Annotated in this window: 22 protein-coding genes and 1 tRNA gene; 16 read left to right on the forward strand and 7 right to left on the reverse strand. The window is 42.4% G+C overall.

Annotation, left to right across the window (positions count from 1 at the left end):
- Positions 1-59: 59 nt before the first annotated feature.
- From LV85_RS08040 to LV85_RS08055, 4 genes are all read right to left on the reverse strand, one after another.
- Positions 60-614: a DUF4252 domain-containing protein gene (locus LV85_RS08040; protein WP_111318109.1), complete on the reverse strand. Its 555-nt coding sequence runs from the start codon at positions 612-614 to the stop codon at positions 60-62.
- A gap of 3 nt (positions 615-617) precedes the next feature.
- A complete protein-coding gene (locus tag LV85_RS08045; RefSeq protein ID WP_111318112.1) occupies positions 618-1,046 on the reverse strand; it encodes a hypothetical protein in 429 nt (142 codons plus the stop codon).
- Positions 1,043-1,534, reverse strand: coding sequence for an RNA polymerase sigma factor (locus tag LV85_RS08050; RefSeq protein WP_111318115.1), 492 nt, complete (start codon positions 1,532-1,534; stop codon positions 1,043-1,045). Before LV85_RS08050 ends, LV85_RS08045 begins: the two co-directional genes overlap by 4 nt.
- A 385-nt stretch (positions 1,535-1,919) precedes the next feature.
- A tRNA-Phe gene (locus LV85_RS08055) sits at positions 1,920-1,992 on the reverse strand.
- A 103-nt stretch (positions 1,993-2,095) separates the two neighbouring features.
- Here LV85_RS08055 and LV85_RS08060 point away from each other — a divergent pair.
- From LV85_RS08060 to LV85_RS08075, 4 genes are all read left to right on the forward strand, one after another.
- A complete protein-coding gene (locus LV85_RS08060; protein WP_111318118.1) occupies positions 2,096-3,433 on the forward strand; it encodes a 4Fe-4S dicluster domain-containing protein in 1,338 nt (445 codons plus the stop codon).
- Positions 3,434-3,640: 207 nt separating this feature from the next.
- Positions 3,641-4,432, forward strand: a complete 792-nt coding sequence (locus LV85_RS08065) for a (Fe-S)-binding protein (protein ID WP_111318121.1) — start codon at positions 3,641-3,643, stop codon at positions 4,430-4,432.
- A 79-nt stretch (positions 4,433-4,511) separates the two neighbouring features.
- Positions 4,512-5,000, forward strand: coding sequence for a hypothetical protein (locus LV85_RS08070; RefSeq protein WP_111318124.1), 489 nt, complete (start codon positions 4,512-4,514; stop codon positions 4,998-5,000).
- Between the two features lie 126 nt (positions 5,001-5,126).
- Positions 5,127-7,058: an OmpA family protein gene (locus tag LV85_RS08075; protein WP_111318127.1), complete on the forward strand. Its 1,932-nt coding sequence runs from the start codon at positions 5,127-5,129 to the stop codon at positions 7,056-7,058.
- 161 nt (positions 7,059-7,219) lie between these two features.
- On the opposite strand, the gene LV85_RS08080 is transcribed toward LV85_RS08075, so the two are convergent.
- Genes LV85_RS08080 through LV85_RS08090 form a run of 3 tightly spaced genes read right to left on the reverse strand, consistent with a single transcriptional unit; the run spans position 7,220 to position 10,120 of the window.
- Positions 7,220-8,191 (reverse strand): YpdA family putative bacillithiol disulfide reductase, encoded by a 972-nt coding sequence (locus LV85_RS08080; RefSeq protein WP_111318130.1) that lies wholly within the window; start codon positions 8,189-8,191, stop codon positions 7,220-7,222.
- Positions 8,192-8,197: 6 nt separating this feature from the next.
- The gene (locus LV85_RS08085; RefSeq protein ID WP_111318133.1) at positions 8,198-8,962 is read right to left on the reverse strand and encodes an NRDE family protein; all 765 of its coding nucleotides are present in this window, start codon (positions 8,960-8,962) and stop codon (positions 8,198-8,200) included.
- A 45-nt stretch (positions 8,963-9,007) separates the two neighbouring features.
- Entirely contained in the window at positions 9,008-10,120 is a 1,113-nt protein-coding gene (locus LV85_RS08090) for an alkene reductase (protein WP_111318136.1), read from the reverse strand.
- Between the two features lie 340 nt (positions 10,121-10,460).
- On the opposite strand from LV85_RS08090, the gene LV85_RS08095 reads away from it, so the two are divergent.
- The 12 genes from LV85_RS08095 (at position 10,461) to LV85_RS08150 (ending at position 24,336) form a co-directional block, all read left to right on the forward strand.
- Entirely contained in the window at positions 10,461-10,835 is a 375-nt protein-coding gene (locus LV85_RS08095) for a BlaI/MecI/CopY family transcriptional regulator (protein WP_111318139.1), read from the forward strand.
- Positions 10,832-12,862 carry a M56 family metallopeptidase gene (locus LV85_RS08100; protein WP_111318142.1) on the forward strand — a complete coding sequence of 677 codons (2,031 nt, stop codon included), beginning with the start codon at positions 10,832-10,834 and terminating at the stop codon, positions 12,860-12,862. The genes LV85_RS08095 and LV85_RS08100 overlap by 4 nt, the downstream gene beginning before the upstream one ends.
- A gap of 163 nt (positions 12,863-13,025) precedes the next feature.
- Positions 13,026-14,252 (forward strand): TCR/Tet family MFS transporter, encoded by a 1,227-nt coding sequence (locus tag LV85_RS08105; protein WP_111318145.1) that lies wholly within the window; start codon positions 13,026-13,028, stop codon positions 14,250-14,252.
- A gap of 294 nt (positions 14,253-14,546) precedes the next feature.
- Positions 14,547-14,738 carry a CsbD family protein gene (locus LV85_RS08110; protein ID WP_111318148.1) on the forward strand — a complete coding sequence of 64 codons (192 nt, stop codon included), beginning with the start codon at positions 14,547-14,549 and terminating at the stop codon, positions 14,736-14,738.
- A 551-nt stretch (positions 14,739-15,289) separates the two neighbouring features.
- Positions 15,290-15,724 carry a division/cell wall cluster transcriptional repressor MraZ gene (gene mraZ, locus LV85_RS08115; RefSeq protein WP_111318151.1) on the forward strand — a complete coding sequence of 145 codons (435 nt, stop codon included), beginning with the start codon at positions 15,290-15,292 and terminating at the stop codon, positions 15,722-15,724.
- Between the two features lie 5 nt (positions 15,725-15,729).
- On the forward strand, positions 15,730-16,641 hold the full coding sequence (gene rsmH / locus LV85_RS08120; RefSeq protein ID WP_111318154.1) for a 16S rRNA (cytosine(1402)-N(4))-methyltransferase RsmH: 912 nt from the start codon (positions 15,730-15,732) through the stop codon (positions 16,639-16,641).
- Positions 16,638-17,021 carry an FtsL-like putative cell division protein gene (locus LV85_RS08125; RefSeq protein WP_111318157.1) on the forward strand — a complete coding sequence of 128 codons (384 nt, stop codon included), beginning with the start codon at positions 16,638-16,640 and terminating at the stop codon, positions 17,019-17,021. Before rsmH ends, LV85_RS08125 begins: the two co-directional genes overlap by 4 nt.
- Positions 17,018-19,126, forward strand: coding sequence for a penicillin-binding protein (locus LV85_RS08130; protein WP_111318160.1), 2,109 nt, complete (start codon positions 17,018-17,020; stop codon positions 19,124-19,126). The genes LV85_RS08125 and LV85_RS08130 overlap by 4 nt, the downstream gene beginning before the upstream one ends.
- Positions 19,127-20,590 (forward strand): UDP-N-acetylmuramoyl-L-alanyl-D-glutamate--2,6-diaminopimelate ligase, encoded by a 1,464-nt coding sequence (locus LV85_RS08135; protein ID WP_111318162.1) that lies wholly within the window; start codon positions 19,127-19,129, stop codon positions 20,588-20,590.
- A 1-nt stretch (position 20,591) separates the two neighbouring features.
- The gene (gene mraY, locus LV85_RS08140) at positions 20,592-21,803 is read left to right on the forward strand and encodes a phospho-N-acetylmuramoyl-pentapeptide-transferase (protein ID WP_111318164.1); all 1,212 of its coding nucleotides are present in this window, start codon (positions 20,592-20,594) and stop codon (positions 21,801-21,803) included.
- 5 nt (positions 21,804-21,808) lie between these two features.
- On the forward strand, positions 21,809-23,161 hold the full coding sequence (gene murD, locus LV85_RS08145) for a UDP-N-acetylmuramoyl-L-alanine--D-glutamate ligase (protein ID WP_111318166.1): 1,353 nt from the start codon (positions 21,809-21,811) through the stop codon (positions 23,159-23,161).
- The gene (locus tag LV85_RS08150; protein WP_111318168.1) at positions 23,158-24,336 is read left to right on the forward strand and encodes an FtsW/RodA/SpoVE family cell cycle protein; all 1,179 of its coding nucleotides are present in this window, start codon (positions 23,158-23,160) and stop codon (positions 24,334-24,336) included. Before murD ends, LV85_RS08150 begins: the two co-directional genes overlap by 4 nt.
- Positions 24,337-24,342 lie beyond the last annotated feature (6 nt).

Below are 24,342 nucleotides of genomic sequence, written 5' to 3' on the forward strand. Positions count from 1 at the left end.
TACCTGCTACCTGCTACCTGCTACCTGCTACCTGCTACCTGCTACCTGCTACCTATTACTTATTTAACTCCTTTAGGTCCCTTTGGTCCCTTGCTTCCTTTTCCATATAAGTCCATGCCTGGGATATCCGTCTTCTCGGCAAGCAAGTTTAGATCCTCATAGGTAAAATTGCCAAGCATTGATAGTAGCGTAAAGTCACCATCTTCTCCTGAGATCATCATCAATTCCTTGACTAAACCGCCTTCTTCTCGAACCATGAATTTCAGGCTACTTCCCTTGTCTTCAACTACCATCAGGTCCTCGTATTTATTTCGTGTAAGAGTTCCCATGGCTTCTTTATAGAATGTCAATCCATCTACCTCATCTGAAGAAAGAATTCGGATGCCCTTTACTTTCTGAATTAGAACACCAAGGTCTTCCGAGTCTTGATCCGTCCCAGCATTGCTTTTCAGGAATCCTCCAGCCATCTGCATCATCTTTGGGCTGATATACACCCTAGAGAATCTGTCATCATCCATGTATTTGGAGAAGAAGCGCTGAATAGCATCATCCTGGGCCTGTGCCTTCAGGATAAAGGCAAACAGCAGTAAGGGGATTAGTAGAAATTTTCGCATGGCTTATTTACTTATAGGGTTGCCGAATAGTTGGTTGGTGGTATTCAAGTATTTCAAATCATTCATCAGGTGCATTTGCTCCTGACCTTTGGAGAGATTGGTTTGGATTAGCGCAAAAGCCTGCATCACTTCCATGTATGCCTCTTGCTCAGCTTGCTTTTGCTCGTAAACTGTCCATCCCCAGACTGATCCAATCAGGATAGCCACTGATGCAGCCCAATTCATCCAGTTTCTAGATTTGATTGGTACCACTTTCGTTGGCATTTTCAAATTAGGCTCTAGGTTGGATATCTCACTTATGCCTAGAAATAAGGCCTTCTCTTCAGGATATCCTTCAGCATTTTGAAGTAAGTTCTTTAGCTCCTTTTCTTCTGCGAGGCTAGTTTCAGCTTCCCAATACTTATCGAGTAATTCATCTATTCGCTGTCTCATTTGGTTGATTTTTGGTTGAGCATCCGCTCACGAATGCTTTTTCTGGCTCGGTGAAGGTTTACTTTCACTTGTTCCAGGCTTATATCTAGGTGCTCGGTAATTTCCTCGTAACTCAAACCTTCCACCTCTCTCAGGTGAAAAATCTCCTGCTGTCGCAAAGGCAAACCTTTTACAAGGATCATTACTTTTCTCACCGAATCTTTTGTGTCCTCAGAAACTGTCTCCTCCACTTTCAAATCTTCCAATCCATCCAGTGAGTCCAGTTTCTTGTTTTGGCGAAAGTGCATCAAAACCTCATTTTTCAAGCTTCTTACCAACCAGCCCATCAGATTTGGATGGCTACGAAGTTCATCTTCCCGTGTAAAAGATTTCTCGAAGACATTCTGAAGCATATCCTCTGCGAGGGATTGATCCCTTACCCAGAGATAGCCCAGCCGGTAGAGCCTGCCTCTTTGCGGCCAGATATGTGCTTCAAAAAATGACTTCATTTAATAGGGTAATGCATGGAAAAGGCGAATGTTACAGTTGTGATGAAAAAAAGTAAAAGTTTTTTTAAACATACGAGAAAAATGCTGACTGAAAGCTGCTCAACAGTTTAGGGTTTGGCTGAGATCGCTATCTAGACTAAATTGTTTCTAAATTAGAGTAGGAAATAGTATGCATGCCTACTATTTCTTAATTTGCTTACAGTTCAACCAATAATAAAGAGTCATCAGCTGGTGGAAAAACCCATAAAACAATCATGAATTGGAATTTCAAAAACGGTAGTGGTAGTAAAATGGTCGACTTCAGCTTCGGGGGTGATTTTACAATTGCGTACTCTGTGGTTGAAAAGGAATCCATAAAAAAAGCCCTGAATTGCTTCAGGGCTTGTGGTGATAAATGGACTCGAACCATCGACTCACGGATTTTCAGTCCGATGCTCTACCAACTGAGCTATATCACCTTGTTTGTAAAGTGATGCAAAGGTAGATATTTCAGTATTTGAAGCAAGTCATTTAAGGAAAAAATATAGATTAAAACCCAAAAAACACGCTAATATTGTCACTATGAGCTTTTTACCTCAAATAATATTTTTGATCATTTTGATAGCTTCGGGCTTCTTCTTGATCAAACGAGTCAAGTTCCTCCGGAGAAACATACTTCTGGGCACAGCAGAGATCAGGAATGATCAGCCTGAGAAGCGCTGGAAAACCATGCTGCTGGTTGCTTTTGGACAGCAAAAAATGTTTAAGCGCTTTATCCCAGCCTTTCTTCACCTCTTCGTCTATGTGGGATTCTTGGTAATCAATCTAGAAGTGCTGGAGTTTGTCCTAGATGGCATTTTCGGTACCCATAGATTATTCGCTCCTTATCTCGGTGGGGCATATGTGGCGGCGATGAACTTCTTTGAATTTCTAGCGGTGATGGTTCTGATCTCTTGCCTGATCTTTTTGATCCGAAGAAATGTGGTCAAAGTACCTCGCTTCACTAAGCCAGAGATGAAAGGCTGGCCAGCATTGGATGGTAACTTGATTCTTTGTATTGAGATCGTCTTGATGATGGCGATTTTGAAAATGAATGCTGCTGATCAGATCTTAGCTTCGAGAGGAGTGGAGCATTATGTAGTAGTGGGGAATCTGTTCTTTAGCGGTTTGCTCCATCCGATTTTTGAGAATATGAGTTCATCGTTCTTGATTTTCGTGGAGAGAGCAGCCTGGTGGTTCCATATTGTTGGGATTTTAGCCTTTGCTATTTATGTGACCTATTCGAAGCATTTACATATTTTCCTAGCCTTCCCAAATACCTGGTATTCAAATTTGAATCCTAAGGGTGAAATGGAAAATATGCCAGTCGTAACCAATGAGGTGAATATGATGCTTGGAATTCCTACGGATGCTCCAGCTGACCCACCAGCAGAGATCGGCAGATTTGGAGCCAAAGACATCAATGACCTGAGTTGGATCAATGTGATGAATGCCTATTCCTGCACAGAATGTGGCAGATGTACTTCAGAATGTCCAGCAAACTTGACGGGTAAGAAACTTTCCCCTCGTAAAATCATGATGGATGTGCGAGATCGTGCTGAGGAAGTGGGGAAAAGCTTGGATACGGGAGGGAAAGGCTTTGAAGATGGGAAATCTCTTTTGGGAGATTACATCAGCAAGGAAGAATTGAATGCCTGTACGAGTTGTAATGCTTGTGTGGAGGCTTGCCCGGTGAATATAGATCCGCTAGCAATCATTTTGGAAATGCGACGCTATGTAGCGATGGAAGAGTCCGGAACACCTCCTCAGTGGAATGCGATGTTCCAAAACATGGAAACCAGCTTCGCTCCTTGGAAATTCAGTCCTCAGGATAGATTCAATTGGGCTGAGAAGGTGAAAGAGGAAGAAATTCCAAATTAAAAATTGGAAGATATGAAAATTGAAAAATTAGTTATTTCTAAGGCTTTTTGTTTTATACACCAGTTTCATTGAAGTAAAAAGCAACAAAGAATTAGGCTAAAACTGGCAAAGAGGCTACTTCGGTCATCCGTCATCGGTCTTCCAGCCTATATACCAAAGAGGGTAAGCTTAATGGCATATTCTTGGTCAAACATAAAACGTATAACCATGTCAACATATAAAGTACCAACTATGGCCGAGATGGCCGGTAAAGGAGAAAGTCCAGAAGTGCTATTCTGGGTAGGCTGTGCCGGTTCCTTTGATGATAGATACAAGGCCGTAACACAGGCATTCGTAAAAATTCTAAATAAGGTTGGGGTGAGCTTTGCCGTCCTTGGGCCAGAAGAAGCCTGTACCGGAGATCCAGCTAGACGTGCCGGAAATGAGTTTCTTTTCCAAATGCAAGCCGTAGCAAATATCCAAGTGATGAATGGCTACAATATAAAAAAGGTAGTCACTGCCTGTCCACATTGCTTCAATACCATCAAAAACGAATATCCTGCTTTGGGAGGAAATTACGAAGTGATTCACCACTCTCAGTTTCTCCAGCAACTCATCAATGAGGGTAAAGTAGCACTGAAAGGCGGAGGAGAGTTCAAAGGGAAGAAAATCACTTTCCACGATTCATGCTATCTAGGACGTGGCAACAATGTCTATGAAGCACCTAGAGAGGTCATCAAGGCGCTAGATGTAGAATTGGTAGAGATGAAGCGCTGCAAAACCAAGGGGCTTTGCTGTGGAGCTGGCGGAGCACAGATGTTCAAAGAACCCGAGCCAGGTAGAAAAGATATTAACGTAGAGAGAACCGAGGAAGCTCTGGCAACTGGAGCTAGTGCCATTGCGGTGGGATGCCCTTTCTGTCTGACTATGATGACCGATGGCGTAAAGAACAAGGAAAAAGAAGCTGAGGTTAAAGTTTATGACTTGGCAGAAATGATCGCAAAAGATATGGGGATCTAAAAATATTCAATGAATCAATTTGACCCTTTTTGCCGTTAGGTAGAAAGGGTTTTTCTTTGCCATTAGAAAACAAGCAATTATGTACGTTGAATTTAAAAATATGCCGGAAGATTCGCGGGTTTGGGTTTACCAGGCTGCACGCAAATTTTCAGAGCAGGAAAAAGACTTAATCAATTCCAGACTATCCGCATTTTGTGATGGCTGGAATACGCACGGTAACAGAATGCCGACTTCATTCGAGGTCTTGGATGATCAGATTTTGGTTTTGGCTGTAGATGAATCTGGCTTGGGAGCAAGCGGTTGCTCTATCGATAGTTCCGTGAGAACTTTGCGCGAGCTAGAAAGTGAAATCGAGAACAATATCACTGATCAAGGCAAGGTGACATTTAAATCCAATTCGGGTGAAATCAACGTAGCTTCTGCTTTAGGAATCAAGTCAAAAGTGACATCTGGAGAGATCGATTCGCAGACCCTAGTGATCAATCCACAGGTACAAAGCAAAAAAGACCTAGAAAGTGTATGGATTTTGGCAGGGAATAGCTGGCTGAACCGATACTTTCCAAATTAATTTAGTAATATTCAGAATAGATCATCAATCACCTTTCAGATGAAATCGAACATGATTCTAGCGTCACATAATGAGAGGGTAACCATGTGAGATTCCATGTGGCCATATAAAATCAAATTTAAACACATGAAAAACCATTTTTTTTGGATTTGTCTTATACTCCTTATCGGGGTAAGCTCATGCAAAAGCCTTCAGGAAAAAGGAAATGACCAGTTTCTTTCTGGTCAATACCAGTATGCCATCAATTCTTTTTCTCAGATTTTGGCTGATGATCCTGAAAACAAAGAAGCCAATCAGGTTATTGCGGAAAGCTATAGATTGTCCAATCGTATAGAGGATGCAGGTCCATATTATCAAAAGCTAACTGAAGAAGACCCTACTTTTGAAAGCTACTATCGACTAGGTTTGAGTTTGAAGGCTCAGGACAAAAACGATGAGGCGAAGGAGGCTTTCGAGAAAGCAAAAGGTTATACCCAGGATGAAGCATTCTTGGCAGAGACGCAACGACAGTTAGAAGCGATCAAGCTGTCAGAGGGAATAGCCGATTACTGGCCAAATCATGTGCTCAGCAATTACAAAGATCTCAATACGGCTGGGCCTGATTATGCTCCAGTGATTTCAGAAAACTTTATATACTTCACCTCAGGGCGTCAGGCATCTGGACTTTATCCTGCAGATGGTTCTCCGTATACCAAGCTGTTTCGTGCTAGAGCGGAAGGTCTTCGAGTGGATGTGACAGGAGCTCAGGCACTCCCTGAATTCAAAAATGAAGAAGGACTTAATCAGGCGGCAATTGCAATTAGCCCTGATGGGAATACGATAATTTATGCAAGAGGAAATTCTACCTCGGATAAAGATCTTCCGGAAACAGCACTTTTTGTTTCTTACTTCCGTGGAGGTGGATTTACACAGCCTATTTGGATGCCAGTAAATGAAGATGAGACCTGGTGGAATTCTACGCCGGCTTTTTCTGAAGATGGATCTGAATTGTACTTTGCATCCAATAGACCGGGAGGTTTTGGTGGAATTGACCTCTATAAGGCAACTAGATTAGCTAATTCTGACTTTGGTAATCCAGTGAATCTGGGTCCAAATATAAATACTCCTGGCAATGAGCTTTTTCCAAGACCTATGGCTGATGGAAAGTTTTTCTTTTCTTCAGATGGACATCCAGGTTATGGCAAACTTGATCTTTTTGTAGCTGAAAAAGATGCTGCAGGTGCTCAGGTGGTCAAAAATCTAGGAGAGAATTTCAATAGTATCAATGATGATTTCTCACTTTTCTTCACAGAATATCCTAAAGCTGGATTTATCGCATCCAATCGCGATGGAGGTGTGGGAGATGATGATATTTACTTCTTTGAGGACAAAACACCGAAGCCAAAGATCATCAATGTATTGTTGAATGTGTATACCAAACAACGCGTGGCTGGTGCTGATGATGCAGTGCTAGAGCAAGCGAGGGTAGTGCTATACGATAGTCTCAGCAAGCAAGCAGGTGGTGATTTCTCCAATACCAATGGGCGCGTAAGATTTACGCTGACACCAGACGCGGATTTTTCAATCATAGCTTCCAAGTCTGGTTATTTCTCCAAATCGATCCCTTATACCACCAAAGGAAAGACTCCGGATATCTCCACGCTTGTGCAAGATGTGACGAATATTACCTTGGACACTACGATTGTCTTGGATCAGCTTGTACTGGATCGTTCTATCGTGCTTGAGAATATCTATTACGATTTGGATAAAGCCGACATTAGACCTGATGCAGCGCTAGAACTGGATAAATTGGTACAGATCCTAAAGGATAATCCTGCCATTAGAATAGAGTTGAGCTCTCACACGGATTCCCGTTCGGGCGATGCATATAATCAAGATTTGTCTCAGCGTAGAGCACAATCAGCGGTGGATTACATTGTTTCCCAAGGAATATCTGCTGATCGATTGGTGGCCAAAGGATATGGTAAAAGTCAGTTGATCGTTGAGGATGCAACTACCGAAGAAGAACATCAGACAAACAGAAGAACTGAGTTTAAGGTGATTGAGATAAAGGAGTAGGTGGCGTATCTATGTAAGTGGTCAGAAGTAAAAAGTGTCAGGTGTGATCTAGAAGAGGAAGGAAATACCATTTAACAGGGGATAGAGATTGCCTCATTCGTGCCTCATTCGCAATGGCACAGCCACATGCCACTTTCTACCCACCACCTTTTACTTACAACTTACAACTTCCCCACAATGTCCTTCACGATCATCCCAGCATGCACAACGCTGTTTTCGATAAAGAACTCACGGGTATTTAATCCGCCGCAAACTACACCGGCAAGGTAAACTCCAGGAACATTGGATTCGTGGCTTTCTTCATCGTACTGAGGTTGGCATTTCTCATCATCACTCAGTTTTACTCCTAGTTGATTCAGCAATCCAAAGTTTGGTTTGTAGCCTGTCATGGCGAGCACGAAGTCATTTTCTATAGTTACATCTCCGTCTGGAGTTGTGATTACAACTTCATGCTCACGGATTTCCTTGAGTCTAGAATTGGTGAAGGCTTTGATAGATCCCTCTTTGATGCGGTTGACGATGTCTGGGCGGACCCAATACTTTACGGCCTGATCGACTTCATCTTCAAGTAAAACCATGCTTACTTCGGCGCCTTTCCTCCAGCATTCAAGCGCTGCATCTACGGCCGAATTTGCTCCACCTACCACTACTATCTTTTGATTGATAAAAGGCCAAGGTTCTTTGTAGTAGTGCTGCACCTTTGGTAAGTCCTCACCAGGGATATTCATCAGATTTGGCAAATCATAGAAGCCAGTAGCCAGAACTAGGTTCTTGGAGAGATAAGATCCTTTGGAGGTTTTGACTTGAAATAGCTCATCTTTTTTCTCAAGACTTTGCACGGCTTCATACAGCTTTACATTCAGATTGAAATGGGAGAAAACCCTGCGGTAATATTCTAGCGCCTCAGTACGATTGGGTTTATTTCCAATAGACATAAATGGAATATCTGCCATCTCCAGACGATCTGAGGTGGAGAAAAAAGTCATGTTAATCGGATAATTGAAGATTGAATTGGTCAGCGCGCCTTTTTCGACGATTACGTAATCCAATCCAGCTTTTTCTGCTTCCACACCGCAGGCAAGACCAATAGGTCCACCGCCGATGATCAGCAAATCGTATGTTTTATTTGACATTAGGTCTTAGGTTTGATCGAGTTGAAATTGAAAATCCCGGTCTACGTACTGCTCTTCTTCCCATTGATAAGTCCGTTGTTTGAGCCGAACTAAACCGGTTGTGTCTTGAACCACTGCAGCGGCTGAAACCGTTCCATAATTTCCCGACATTCGTATTAATTGTGCTGAAAGAGAAGTTTCCATTGCTAATGGGATACCAGTTTTTGGGAGTTTTTCTGGTGGATAAGTCTCTTTGGATTTTAGGATATCTAGCAGATCGTTTGTGGAAAAATCAGAACTGCTCACTTTCTCAAGCTGTTGTTTTGCCAGTTCTACTTTTGGCCAGGGATCATCGAGTAAGCCATTGCTCAACCCGTAAATTCCCTGTTGGACTTCCTGTATATCAGGAGAATAATTGCTCAGATAAAATAGCTTTTCACCGTCGCATACCAAGAGATTGAATCCATCATATTTATCCTGATTTTGTTGGATTTCTTTTAGATATTCTACTGGGGAAGCTTCGCTTTCTAACCAGTTTTGGACAAGTTTACCTCTGCTTATTTGTGCTGATCTAGGATTTTCAAAATCCCGATAGTTAGTCAGTAAAGACCAGCGACCGTTTGGGTGAAATCCCATCCATGTTCCACCACTTTTGAGATCTTTCCCTGCGTAAAATCCAGCATCCCATTGATGCATTTCTTGGGTAGGACGATTAAATAACTCATCTCGATTGGTGGAGATGATTAAGGGGTAGGCTGGATTAGATTTCCAGGAAAAAGCAACTAGACACATGGCTAAAAATAAAGAAAAGGCCGGAAATTCCGGCCTTTAGAGTGATTATCCAACTTTTTCTTCCTCAAGTTTTGGGTAATCAATATACCCTTTTTTCCCTGGAGTGTAGAACGTGTCCTTGTCTGGACTTGCCAGCTCAGCATGTTGCTCAAAACGCTCCACAAGATCTGGATTGGAAATATATAATGTTCCGTAGGCAACAGCATCCGCGTCACCTTCTTCGATTACTTTATTCCCTTTTTCTTGGTCAAAACCTGCGTTGATCACTAAAGTGCCTTTGTATAATGGACGGAAATGTTTTGCAATATGACTCACGAGATAGGGTATCTCTGATACGTCAGTAAATGGCTCAGAAAGGTGTAAATAGGCTAAGTCGTAATCATTTAACTTCTTGACGATGTACTCAAAAGTTGGAATAGTCTCCTCGTCCGCCTCCATACCAAATACTCCATTGAGTGATGGGTTTAGCCTCAAACCGATTTTTTGCTCGGGCATTACTTCTTTGAGCGCATCGATGATTTCAAAAAGAATTTTGGCTCTATTTTCTATTGATCCACCATATTCATCCCTTCTTGTATTACTGGTAGCGTTGAAAAATTGATGAAGCAGGTAGCCGTTGGAACTGTGAATTTCTATTCCGTCAAAGCCAGCTTCCATTGCATTTTTACCAGCATTCTTAAAATCCTGGATTGTCTGCTTGATTTCTGCACGACTCATCTCTTTTGGAGTGACAGTTTCTTTGAAACCTTCAGGGGTAAAAGATTTTTCGTGCGGATTAATAGCTGATGGGGCCAAAGGTAAATCACCGTTATGAAAATCTGGGTGAGAGATCCTGCCTACATGCCAAAGTTGAATGAAGATGTGTCCACCTTTCTTGTGTACGGCTCTGGTTACGCCTTTCCAACCTTCTACTTGTACGTCGGAAAAGATGCCTGGTGTGTTAATGTAACCTACTGCCTGCTTAGAAACTTGTGAGCCTTCGGTAATGATAAGTCCTGAAGAAGCACGCTGTGCGTAATATTTTTCATGGATTTCAGAAGGCTTATTTGAAGGATTGTCAGCACGACTTCTCGTCATGGGAGCCATCCAAACTCTATTTTTCAGTTCTAATCCAGCGGCTAAGGTTATCGGCTTTAGTAATGCTTGTTCGGTATTCATGGTATAGTTGGTTTGTTATCAAAAATTCAATGTCTATACAACTAATGTCGAGGAGGGAAAGTTCAGGTGAACTTAGAGCTGGCTATTCGCTAGGGGTGTTTGTGGTACAGACTTCTTTATATGTATTCAAAACCCTTCCAAAGTTCATAATCGAACAATTTTATGCTAAAAAATACCATTTCTTGATGGATCTTAATTTTCACTACATATCATTTTTAATTATTGTAAGAATCTGTAAAGCAGTATTTTAACATATTTTAATACGATTATTTTCGTAGATGTTTTGAACTTACGATTCTCATCGTATATCTTTGGTACGAAAGTTATCGTATAAACTCCCATGAGTAAGCCAACCGAATCAGAATTAGAAATACTTTCCCTATTGTGGGAAATGAAGCAGGCAAGTGTTCGTCAGATCCATGAGCGTCTCGCAGAGACAAAAGATACTGGCTACACGACCACACTGAAGACGATGCAAAATATGCATGCCAAGCAAATGGTCAGTAGAAATGAGACACAACGAACTCATATTTATAGTCCAGCTACTAATCAAAAGGATACGCAGAAGTCTTTGCTCAGGAATCTCGTTTCCACTGCATTTGGTGGTTCAGCGCAGAAATTGGTGCTCCAGGCTTTGGGAGAAGAAAATCCCTCCAAGGAGGAAGTTGAAGAAATTCGAGCATTTTTAGACCAACTAGAAAATAAGAAATCATGAATCTTTTAAACGACTGGGTTCCCGAAAGTTTACTCTATGCCATGGGCTGGACGCTAGTGCATTCACTTTGGCAACTGGTGATTATTAGCGCTGCACTTTGGCTGCTAATGAAAGTAGTTAGAAAAAGCAGTCCTGCTTTCAAATACAAACTAGGATTGGGCGCCCTCTCTCTGGCGCTGATTACGGCTTTCGGCACCTTTATATATGAAGTTTCCAATTTTGCTCCTACGCCTTTGCTCGAAAGACTCACTTTAGCATCTGCTACACCTCAGGTATTTCAAGCCTCCACATCTATTGGACTTGAGAGCCTTATTGCTATGATTATTTCTTGGATCGAACTTCAGTTGCCGCTACTGGTTAATGTCTGGTTTGTTGGCGCATTACTCTTTCTATTCCGATTATTTAATAGCCTGTCAGAAGTTAAGACGCTGCGAAAGTCTTCCTCAGAGCCAAATGATTTTGAGTTGGAGAAAAAGCTTTATCGTCTGATGGGTAAAATGAATATTTCCAAAAAGGTAGAGATCCGACTTACATCTTATGGGCTTTCACCTATCACTTTCGGCTATTTCAAACCTATTATACTTATTCCCGCAGGGCTTATTTTCCAGCTTTCTCCAACTCAATTGGAAGCAATCATCGCTCATGAACTGGCGCATGTCAAGCGAAATGATTACCTCGAAAATATATTTCAGTCTTCACTGGAGGTACTTTTCTTCTACCACCCATGCTATTGGTGGATGAACCAGACGGTCAAAGAATTGAGAGAAAATGCGGCAGATGATCTGGCTGTAAAGGCCGGAATTGCCCCACAGGAACTGGCTTATAGCTTGGCTGAAGTATTGAACTTTGCGAAGCAAAACCCTCCTGAACTAGCTCTGGCAGCTGCGAAGAAAAGAAACCCTACGCTGCAGAGAATCAAAAGAATACTGGGCCATCCAGCTCAGACTTATCCACAAAACCCTATTATTTCTATCCCCATGCTACTAACACTCTTATTAAGTGCCGGCCTTATGGCAACTGCACAGCAGGACGTATCTGCTCCCGTCGAGAAAGGAAAACCTATTGCAACATTACCTGTCAATGCCGAAGCGAATGCAGTGGCGCAGCTTGTTCAATCACCAAAGACCGTGGTCGCCGTTGACCCAATCGTCGATCAGGTAGTGAGCACAGTAAATGTGGTTGAGGAAAATTCTGTTTGGGTTAATTCCAATAATGAAGTAATTGAAATTGAGGCTGCGAAACCTGCAGTATTTCATGTAAAAGGAGATACAATCATTACAAAAGGGGACACGGTTATTGTAAAAAACAGCAAGAAAAGTTCTTATGTATATAAGCATAATGGAAAAACAGTAGTTCTTGAGGATATGCCAGAATTGGAGCTTGCTCCTATGCCGCCTTTTCCTGCTGAAGCGATGGCTCCAGCAATGGACTTCGCAATGGCTCCGACGCCTGTCATGGAATTCGAGATGGCTCCAGTACCAAGTTTTGATATGGATTCTATGCCGGTGATGGCTTTTGAATTTGCTGGAAGCCCGATGGTTTTCGATTTTGAAGGAGGTACTGTTTTTGAATTTCAGTCTCAGGACACTATAGGAATGACCAAGGCTGAAAAGGAGAAATGGACCATTGAGATGAAGACCAGGGCCAATGAAATGGCAATGAAAGCTGAAGAATGGGCCGCTGAATGGGAAAAGAATAACGCTGGCTTTGAGGAGAAAATGAAAGCTTGGCAAAAGGAAATGGAGCCAAAGATGAAGGAGTTTGAGAAGAAGATGGAAGCTTGGCAAAAATCTCAGGAACCAAAAATGAAAGAATTTGAAGCCAAAATGCAGGCTTGGCAAGAATCCAATGAGCCAAGAATGAAGGAATATGAGGCGAAGATGAAAGCATGGGAAAAAGAGATGAAGCCTAAATTGGAAGAATACGAGCGTAAAATGGAGGTTTGGCAAAAAGAGAATGCTTCCAAAATAGAAGAGTACCAGAAAAAACTTGAAGAAGCATTTAAGAAGAAAGATGACAATAAATAGTCTCTTTCTCGAAAAGGTAATTGTGTGTTGATACTTCAAAAAAGACCTGTCCGTTGGGCAGGTCTTTTTTGGTTTCTGTTGAAGACGAGTATGTTATTCAAATTTGCTAAGAAGGTAATTTTTTTTCTAAAAGTCCTTAATATAGCAGGCTCGAAAAAAACCCATGAATTCCAAGCCTAAACGTGCCTTACTTTTTATTTTCATCACCATTCTGGTAGATGTGATTGGCCTAGGGATAATCATACCTGTGGTGCCGAGTTTGATCGAAGAGCTTACCGGAGAAGGGCTCAGTGTAGCTTCACGTTATGGTGGATGGCTGATATTTTCTTTTGCTGCTATGCAGTTTCTGTTTTCACCCATTATGGGAGGCCTATCAGATCGATTCGGGAGAAGGCCTGTATTACTCTTCTCGCTTTTCGGTTTGGGGATAGATTACATCTTTCATGCCTTTGCACCTACCCTGTTTTGGTTGTTTGTCGGCAGATTAATTGCCGGGATGTTTGGGGCAAGTTTCACCACTGCGACGGCCTATATCGCTGATATCAGTACGCCTGAGAAGAGGTCTCAAAACTTCGGGTTGATCGGAGCTGCTTTTGGCTTGGGCTTTATCATAGGACCTGTGATCGGAGGTTTGGCTGGAGCTGAATATGGGCCAAGAGCTCCTTTTTTGGTAGCTGCGGCATTATCACTTTTAAATGTGATTTATGGAATTTTCTTCCTTCCTGAATCGCTGGAGAAGGAAAAGCGAAGATCTTTTGAATGGAAAAGAGCTAATCCAATAGGTTCGCTGATGAGGTTGAGAAAGTATCCGGTGATTTCAGGTTTAGTAGTTTCGATGGTTTTGATTTACCTGGCTGGACATGCCGTTCAGAGTAATTGGTCCTATTTCACCATGTTCAAATTCGATTGGGACGAAGCGATGGTAGGTTATTCCTTAGGCGTTGTTGGTTTGTTGGTAGCGATAGTTCAAGGAGGCTTGATTCGGGTGGTAATTCCAAAATTCGGTCAGGCAAATTCTGTTTATATAGGTATCGCACTCCAGGCTATTGGCTTGTTTTGCTTCGGTATTGCCTCGATGAGTTGGATGCTTTTTGTTTTCCTAATTCCCTATTGTTTGGGTGGGATCTCAGCGCCAGCCTTGCAAGGAATAATTTCCAGCCAAGTTTCAGACAGCGAGCAAGGCGAACTTCAAGGAGCATTGACCAGCTTGGTAAGTTTGACGGCGATTATAGGTCCCGTGATGATGAACAGTCTATTTTCTTATTTCACATCTGAAGAAGCTCCGATATACTTGCCGGGAGCTTCCTTTTACCTAGCATCTGTCTTGATGGTATTCGCCTTGATTTTTGCCTATCGTGTTCTCTCTACAAGGCTGGTCAAAACTCTGTAAAAACTTGTGCTTAGCTGCCTCATTAAATGGTGAACTTGTTTTAAAAAGCGATGAAGGAAATCGCTGAATGAATTAAGCACAAATCATTTTTGAAGTCAAGAACTTCTTATCCTCAAATCTTGAATATGATTCCCCAACTTGCTTAGTTAAAAGGATAGTTTTTTATTTTATTTTTTCAAAAAATGGTCTTTAAAGCAATTGGAGGCTGTTTTATAGGCTTGCCTTAGCTTGGCATCAATTATGGATATTTCAGTATACAATTAAAGAAAACTATAACCACTAAACTCAATAATCATGAGCGCATTTGAAGATAAAGTAAAAGGAAACTGGAATCAGATCAAAGGTAAGTTGAAGCAAGAATACGGTGACTTGACCGATGATGATTTGATGTATGAAGAAGGAAAATCTGATGAGTTGCTAGGTAAAATCCAGAAGAAAACTGGCAAGACTAAAGATGAAGTTAAGTCTTTTATTAACAATCTGTAAGTCAATATATCTAGGCACAATCACCAAGCGTTCTCAATTTGAGAACGTTTTTTTTTATTGTCAAAAATCCAGAGTTACGATTCTTTAGGATTTAGATCTCAGGATATTTTTCTATTTCTCCAATTGATGCAGTTCTAATTTCTATCGAGACGAACTTTTTTCAATAAAAATTCAACAGTTACATTTTTGATTTGAAAAACCTGTGGGATTTTTCCCCACTCGAGCATGCAAAAAGAGTTTATTCATGGGAAATCAACCCACTTTTCTTCGGGAGGATGGTAATCTATCGCCATCATATTCTTTTTTGACTCTCATAAACCTGCAATACGCTCTGTTTTGCCCCATTTTGGGGAATCTCTAACCTCTTTCTAATCAATACTATACCTCTAAAAAAAACCTTGATTTTTTTAATTAATAATTGGGATGGAATAAAGATTTGCCTACTTTTAAGTCAAAGTGGGAATTTGTGGGGGGAAGTGGTAGAAAGTGAGAGTCATTTTATTACTTTTGTCTTTACCTCATACGCATCATTCTAAAGGGTTCAAGAAATTATGTTCAACAGTCAATACGATTGCAAGCTAGACACCAAGGGGCGTCTGGTATTGCCAGCCAAAATCAAGGCTGCGATACCAGAGGCTAACGGCGCTACGCTTATGCTTCGAATGGCTGAAGATAGGTGTTTGGCTCTTTATCCCATGGTGGAATACAAGAAACTTGAGAATCAAATTAAGTCTCTTTCCATTCATAACCCAGAGCAAAGAATGTTGCAGCGTTCCTTTTTCAATTCTGTCGTCGATGTGGAGTTGGACAGTGCAGGTCGTTTGTTGATTCCAAAAGCTTACCAAGCCTATGCGGGTCTTGAAAAAGATGTAATCGTGATAGGGAACGGAGGTCGAATCGAGTTCTGGAATCAAGAAAATTATAGCAAGAATATCATAGTTGATCCTGCGGACATATCTAGTCTAATGGAAAAGCATCTCTCTTAAATCTCATGACAGAGTCTATTTACCATATCCCAGTGATGCTAGCCAAATGCACTGAAGGCTTGTCTATTGATCCTAACGGGATCTATGTAGATGTGACTTTTGGTGGAGGAGGGCATTCCCGGGAGATTCTGAAGCATTTAGATAAAGGGCATTTATATGGGTTTGACCAAGATGTAGATGCTGAGGCAAATATTCCTGCTAGCGACAATTTCACTTTTGTAGCTGCCAATTTCAGGGATTTGAAAAGATACCTGAGACTTCATGGAGTAAAAAAAGTAGATGGCATCTTGGCTGATTTGGGTATTTCATCCCATCAGATTGATGAGCCAAGTAGAGGTTTTTCTACCAGATTCAGTGGAGATCTAGATATGAGAATGAATCAGTCCGCTGATGTTTCTGCCAAAGAGGTTCTCAATACTTATGACGAGGGCAGACTTCACAAGATACTCGGTATGTATGGTGAGGTGAAAAATGCCAAAACCTTGGCACAAGCGATCGTCTCTGAAAGAAGTTCGCAACCATTTGAGACTACAGAGGGATTTACCTCCTTTTTGAAAAGATACGCTCCTCGGGGCAAAGACTTTAAATATTACGCTCAGGTCTTCCAGGCTTTGAGAATAGAAGTAAACGATGAAATGGGCGCTTTGGAAGAAATGCTGCTGGAAGCGGTGGAAGTGCTAAAGCCCGAAGGCAGATTGGTAGTGATGAGCTACCATAGTTTGGAAGATCGCTTGGTGAAGAGTCTGATGATCAAGGGCAAGTTTCAAGGTGAGGTGGAAAAGGATTTTTACGGAAATCTCATTCGACCTCTGGAGCCTATCAGCCGGGGTGCTGTGGTGGCAGATGCGGAGGAAATCGCATCTAATCCAAGAGCTAGAAGTGCAAAACTCAGAATAGCGAAGAAGGTAGAGGCATGAGCAATAACACATTTAGAAAAAAATTAAAGTCGGGGAATAAGCCTAAGGGCGGGCCTCGCAAGTCCATCTTTAGTTGGATAGAGGAAAAACTGGATATCACCGGAATCTTAGGCGAAGGAGTGCCTGTACAGCTGGTTCCGCCAGTTGGTTTTGTAGCCATACTGGCTTTGATCTATATCTGGGGCAATCACCGCGCTGAGAACATGGTGCGCAAGATTGAAAAAGCTCAGCAGGAGGTAGAAGACCTTCGTGCAGATGTCACTACCCTGGAAGCAGAGTATATGTTGAGCAGTATGCAATCAGAAGTAGCGAAGCGTGTAGCTGAGCAAGGAATATTTGAACTCAATCAACCACCGATAAAAATCGAGGTAGAAAAGTGAATTTTAAGCGATCCATATTGATCCGAGTGAGGGTGGTGTTCATCCTTATTGCGCTATGTGCAGCGGCGATACCTTATAAGGTGGTCAAGCTTCAGATGGCGGAGGGAGATGTATGGCGTGAAAAAGCTGAAACAATCAATTTCCAATACAGAGAGGTGGCAGCTACTCGTGGCAATATCTACGCGAGTGACGGATCATTACTAGCGACAAGTTTACCTTTCTATAGGGTAGCGCTAGATCCTACCATCGCAAAGAAGGATGTCTACGAGTCTGGTCTTGATTCCTTGGCAAAAATGCTATCCGCATATTATAAGGACAAATCAGCCACTTCTTACAAGCGAATGATCAATGATGCTAGGCTTGACAAGAAGCGTTATTTGGTGCTGAACAGAAAGCAGATTGGCTATCAAGGTATGCAGGAAATGTCTACTTGGCCGATTTTCAGAAATGGAAGACTAGGAGGTGGAGTGATTTTCGAGAAAGTAGAGAAAAGATATAGACCGTTTAATTCCCTCGCCAGCCGTACAGTTGGCTTTTTGAATGAGGATGACTACGGTGCAGGGATCGAGTATTCTTTCAACAATTATCTACGTGGACAGGATGGCAAGGCGCTTTTTCAGCGCTTAGCTGGAGGGAGCTGGAAACCGGTTTTTGATGCTGAGGATGTGAAGCCAGAGAATGGCTATGATGTCACTACTACCCTGGATGTAAATATGCAGGATGTAGCAGAAACTGCACTTCGACGTCAGTTGATCGATCGGGATGCAGATTTTGGTTCGGTGATCGTGATGGAGGTAAAGACTGGTCAGATCAAGGCAATCACCAATTTGCAGCGCAATACCAAAGGATCTGGCTACGGTGAAAACTATAACTATGCGATAGGCGATCAAGGAAATACAGAGCCAGGATCTACTTTCAAGCTGCTTTCCATGCTGGCACTTTTGGAAGAAAATAAAATTTCACTGGAAGAAACTGTAGAAACTGGGAATGGTTCTTACAAATTCTATAACCAGGTGATGCGTGATGCAAAGAACGGTGGCTATGGCACCTTGACCATTCGGGAGGCATTCGAAAAATCTTCCAATGTCGGTATCTCCAAATTGGTCGATGAACACTTCGGGGCAAGTCCTACAAAGTTCATGTCTTATATAGATAAGGTGGGATTGAGAGAGCCTTTTGGTTTTCAATTGATCGGTGAAGGAAAGCCTTTTTTCAAAAAACCAACTGATAAAGACTGGTATGGCACTTCGCTTCCTTGGATTTCGATTGGCTATGAAGTAAAGCTAAATCCACTTCATACACTGGCCTTATATAATGCTGTAGCGAATGGTGGGAAAATGATGAAGCCCTATATCGTGAAATCTATTTCCCGAGGGAATATTATTGAGCAACGATATGAGCCAGAAGTAGTGCGCAAGCAAATCGCGTCTGATAAAAACATCGAACTCCTTCAGGGTTTGTTGGAAGGCGTGGTAGTGCGTGGAACTGCTAGAAATATCGCCAATGCTGATTATAAAATCGCAGGTAAAACTGGTACCGCTCAGAAGCTCAAAAACGGAGCTTATACCAAGAATTACTACACAAGTTTCGCAGGTTACTTTCCTGCAGATCATCCTAAGTATTCCATGGTCGTAGTGATCGATAGCCCAAAAGGCATTTTCGCCTACGGAGGAGATGTTTCCGCTCCAGTTTTTAAGGAAATCGCCGACAAAATCTATGCGCTTGATATAGAGTTGAATCCTGACAATCAACAAGAAATCCTAAGAGCCGAAGCTACAGGCAGTCAATTGCCTTATGTGAGAGCTGGTAAGGCGGAAGAGTTACAGGGGATTTTCCAAGAATTGGGACTGAAAGCTTCTGCTGCCAATCCAGAGGAATGGGTAAAGACGGTTTCTCATGAAGCCTCAGTGGAAATGAGCGTCAATGACACGGATCAATCGCTTGTTCCGGATGTGTCTGGGCTTCCGCTTCGAGATGCACTTTTCATTCTGGAAAATAAGGGAATGAAAGTCAATTACACTGGGAAAGGTCGAGTGAAAAATCAATCGATTTCACCCGGAACAGAATTAACACCAAATGCAACTATTAACCTGGTGCTAGGATAAATGAAAGTACTGAAAGACATATTATATAAGGTATCGCTTACCTCTACTACCGGAGACATGGAGTTGGGGCTGAATGCTATTGTCTTTGACAGTCGTCAGGTGACTGAGGGATCTGTATTTGTGGCCATCAAGGGTACGCAGGTAGATGGACATGAGTTTATAGAGAAAGCTATTGGGCGTGGAGCTCAAAGTATTGTTTGCGAGCAGTTGCCAGAGAAATTGATCGATGGAATTACCTACGTGGAAGTTGTGAACTCTGCTTCTGCACTGGGCATCATGGCAAGTAATTTCTATGACAATCCTTCCGAGCAAATCAAAGTAGTAGCGATTACTGGAACCAATGGCAAGACGACCACGGCGACTCTTTTGCATCAGTTATTTATGCGAATGGGCTATAGCACGGGTTTGCTTTCCACGGTAGAGAATAAGATAAACGAAACAGTAATTCACGCGACGCATACTACGCCAGATGCAGTAAGTGTACAGGCTTTGCTTCGCAAAATGGTAGCAGAAGGCTGCACCCATTGCTTTATGGAAGCAAGCTCGCATGCGATAGTGCAGGAGAGAGTCGCTGGATTGAAACTAGCGGGAGCTGTTTTTACTAATATTTCTCATGATCATCTCGATTATCATGGGACTTTCGATGCCTACATCAAGGCCAAGAAGAAGCTATTTGATGAGCTTCCAAAAGATGCATTTGCACTGGTAAACGGTGACGACAAGCGTGGAGCGGTGATGCTTCAGAATTGCAAAGCTTCTCATCAATATTTTGCGCTGAAATCTCCAGCAGACTTTAAAGCCAAAATCATTTCCAATACCCTAGAAGGTCTTGAGCTAGAAATCAACGGCAAGTTGATCTGGTTCAGAATGATCGGAGCATTCAATGCTTACAATCTCTTGGCGGTGTTGGGAGTTACAGTTCTACTTGGGGAAGAGGAAGATGAAGTTCTCCGTGAGCTATCTGGAATCCGTGGAGCCAAAGGCCGTTTTGATAGGATTTCCATCGCTGGAATTACGGCTATCGTGGATTATGCACATACACCAGACGCATTGGATAATGTGCTGAAGACAATCAACGGCGCGAGAACTGGTGGAGAGCAATTGATTACAGTCGTTGGTTGTGGTGGAAATAGAGATAAGACTAAGAGACCTGTAATGGCAAAAATCGCTGTTCAGGAAAGTGATAAAGCAATTCTTACTTCTGACAATCCTCGTTTCGAGCAGCCAGAGGAAATATTGAAGGATATGCAAACAGGCGTAGGCCCTTCTGAAATCAGAAAAACACTAACAATTGTGGATCGCAGAGAGGCTATTAAGACAGCTTGTATGCTTTCCCAAAAAGGAGATATCATCCTCATCGCTGGCAAAGGCCATGAGGATTATCAGGAAGTCAAAGGGGTAAAACATCACTTTGATGATACTGAAGTAGTAACCGAGTTTTTACAACAATTGACGCAAAGCTGAGATGTTATATCCACTTTTTGATTATTTGGACAAAGTGCTTGATATCCCCGGAACAGGGGTGTTTAGATACATCTCGTTTCGTGCGGGAATGGCATCGCTTTTTTCATTAATCATCACCATCTCTTTCGGTCACAAAATCATCGCTTGGATCCGAAATAAGCAGATCGGTGAGACCGTAAGAGATCTTGGCCTGGAAGGACAGCAGGAGAAAAAGGGTACACCTACTATGGGCGGCCTGATGATCATGGCTGCGATATTGATTCCGACTTTGCTTTTCGCAGATCTCAATAATATATACATCATCCTTTTGCTGATTACCACGGTTTGGCTTGGGACGATTGGTTTTATAGATGATTACATCAAGGTTTTCAAGAAAAATAAGGAAGGGCTTGCTGGTAAATTCAAAATCATCGGACAGATCGGGATCGGTATTATCGTGGGTTCCACGCTTTATTTCAATGAGAGCGTAGTAATTCGTGAATTTCAAAATCCAGTTTCTATAGAAGAAGGAGTGGTAGAAACCTCGGCTTTCAGAGATGTGAAAGTGGCAAAAACCACCATTCCTTTCACCAAAAATAACGAGTTGAATTACGAGACAATGCTTGGCTTTATGGGCGAGGCGATGACTCCTGTTCTTTATATTTTCGTCGTGATTTTTATCATCACGGCTGTTTCTAACGGTGCAAATATCACGGATGGTATAGATGGTCTCGCAGCGGGAACATCCGCTATTATCGGGATTACCATAGCCATTTTTGCTTACCTCAGCGGTAATGCCATTTTCTCCCAATACCTCAATATCATGTACATACCCAACTCCGGCGAGCTGGTGATTTTTGCTTCTGCTTTTGTAGGTGCATGCGTGGGATTTCTATGGTACAATGCCTATCCGGCTCAGGTTTTTATGGGAGATACCGGAAGTTTGATGCTGGGTGGCGTGATCGCTGTGTTGGCTTTGACGCTTCGCAAAGAATTACTGATTCCAGTGATGTGTGGCGTTTTTGTAGTCGAAAATGTAAGCGTAATGCTCCAAGTGGGCTATTTCAAATACTCTAGAAAAAAATACGGTGAAGGCAGAAGAATATTCTTGATGTCTCCACTTCATCACCATTACCAAAAGAAAAATATTCCTGAAGCCAAGATCGTAACTCGATTCTGGATTGTGGGGATTTTGTTGGCAGTGATCACTTTGGCAACATTAAAACTGAGATAATAGAAATGAAACGATTGGCCATTCTGGGTGCGGGAGAAAGCGGATTGGGAGCAGCGATGCTTGCCAAGCAGAAGGGCTATGCCGTTTTCGTTTCGGATGCAGGACAGATTTCAACAGCTAGAAAGGCCGACATGGAGCGATTAGAAATTGCTTTTGAAGAAGGACATCATTCGGAAGAGAAAATCCTAAATGCTGACCTGATTATCAAAAGTCCAGGGATTTCTCCTAAGACTGAACTGGTAGCTCAAGCTTCTCAGGCTGGTATTCCAATTATCGATGAGTTAGAATTTGCATTTGGTTACAGCAAAGGGAAAGTGATCGCGATCACTGGAACGAATGGCAAAACCACCACGACACTGCTGACTTATCACTTGATGAAAGAAGCAGGTTTGGATGTGGGATTGGCTGGAAATGTAGGTAAAAGCTGGGCTGGACAATTGATCCAAGAAGACCACGAATGGTGGGTGATCGAATGCAGCAGTTACCAGATTGACGGGATGGTGGATTTCAAACCATCAGTAGCGATCCTTTGCAATATTACTCCTGATCACTTGGATCGATATGAGTACAAAATAGAGAATTACATAGATTCCAAGTTTGGGATTTTCAAAAACATGACTTCAGAAGATCAAGCAATTCTTTTTGCGGAAGATGCTTTTACCAAGCAAGGTCTGAAGTCGAATAAATTAAGCACTTCTACGCTTTGGGTCTCAGCTCTGGAAGTACAGAAAGCTGGTGCTTGGACTGATGGAGAGATGTTGACTTATGCAGTGGCTGGAGAGTCTGTTCGCGTTCCTGTGGATACAGTTTCTCTTAAAGGAAAGCATAATCTACTCAATGCACTTTGTGCAGGGACGGCGGCCATGATCGCTGGTGTAAGTGATGTGGATTTGATGCTGGGTTTCCAGACGTTCAAGAATGCTCCGCACAGAATGGAGCTAATCAGAGAAGTGGATGGAGTGAAGTATATCAATGACAGCAAAGGAACCAATGTGGAAGCTACGGCTTATGCTTTGGCGAGCTATGATAATCCATTGATATGGATTGCTGGTGGTGTAGATAAAGGAAACGATTACGCAGTACTTCTGTCCTTGGCCAATGAAAAAGTGAAGTCATTGATCTGCTTAGGCAAAGACAATGAAAAGCTAAAAACGGCTTTTGCAACCGAGATAGCTGATATCCGAGAAACTCAAGATATCACGGAGGCTGTAAGCTGGGGGCAAATGCTCGGAGAATCAGGAGATGTGGTTTTGCTATCACCAGCCTGTGCAAGTTTCGACTTGTTCAAAAATTATGAAGATCGCGGAATAAAATTCCGTGGCGCAGTAGAAAAGTTAACCTCGAAAACCGTTTCATGATGCAGTTTAAGGCATGGATAGATAGGAATTTCAAAGGAGACCCAATTATTTGGGCCATTGTCATTCTATTGTCTGTTTTCAGTATCCTGGTAGTGTATTCTGCTACGGGATCCTTGGCTTATAAGTATGCAGGCGGCAATACCGAAATCTATCTGATTAGACATTCGATGTTGATCTTAGTGTCGCTGGTGGTGATGTGGATTGCCCACAAGATCCCTTATAGAAAGTATGCAGTCTATGCCCGATTGGGAGTGATTATTTCCATCCCACTTTTGCTGGTGACTTACCTGTTTGGTTCCAATATCAACGAGGCTAATCGCTGGATTACTATTCCTGTTATCAACCAAGCTTTCCAGCCTTCAGATTTGGCAAAACTTGCCTTGATCACAGCGATTGCCGGTATGCTGGCTAGACGCCAAAGCAATATCAAAGACTTCAAGAGCACCTTTGTGCCGATTATCATTGCGGTAGGATTGATCTGTGGATTGATCGCCATGGCAAACTTTTCCACAGCAATTCTACTCCTGATCACCTGTCTGCTAATCATGTTCATCGGTCGGGTACCGGTGAAATATTTAGGGATAGTATTATTGGTGGGGCTTTTGGGATTGACGGCGGCTGGTTTTGCTGGTCAGCGTGGAGCCACCTTAGTATCGAGGGTCACGGCATTCTTTGACGATACAGAAATCCCTTTCCAAGCCGAACAGTCAAATATCGCGATTGCCACGGGTGGTATAGGGGGAAAAGGACCGGGGAATTCTGAGCAGAGAAATTCACTTCCACACCCGTATTCAGATTTTATCTACGCCATAATCATCGAGGAATATGGACTGATCGGAGGATTCTCTGTGCTGTTCCTATACCTCGCGCTTCTGTACAGAGGGATGCGAATCGTGGCAAATTCAAATAAAGCCTTTGGAGGATTGCTGTCAGCGGGACTGAGTTTCGCTCTGGTGATCCAAGCATTGGTAAATATGGCTGTGGCTGTAGGCTTAGGTCCGATCACAGGATTACCACTTCCGCTACTAAGTATGGGGGGGACCTCTTTGGTTTTCACGGGAATTTCCTTGGGGATAATTCTCTCAGTAAGCCGTGGTGATCATCAGGATGAATCTCAGACAAGTTCGGCTAGTAGCCCTGCTTTTAGAAATAGAACAAGACTTAAAACCGCATAATTATTA

The organism is Algoriphagus chordae (genome assembly GCF_003254055.1).
GTDB classification, from domain to species: domain Bacteria; phylum Bacteroidota; class Bacteroidia; order Cytophagales; family Cyclobacteriaceae; genus Algoriphagus; species Algoriphagus chordae.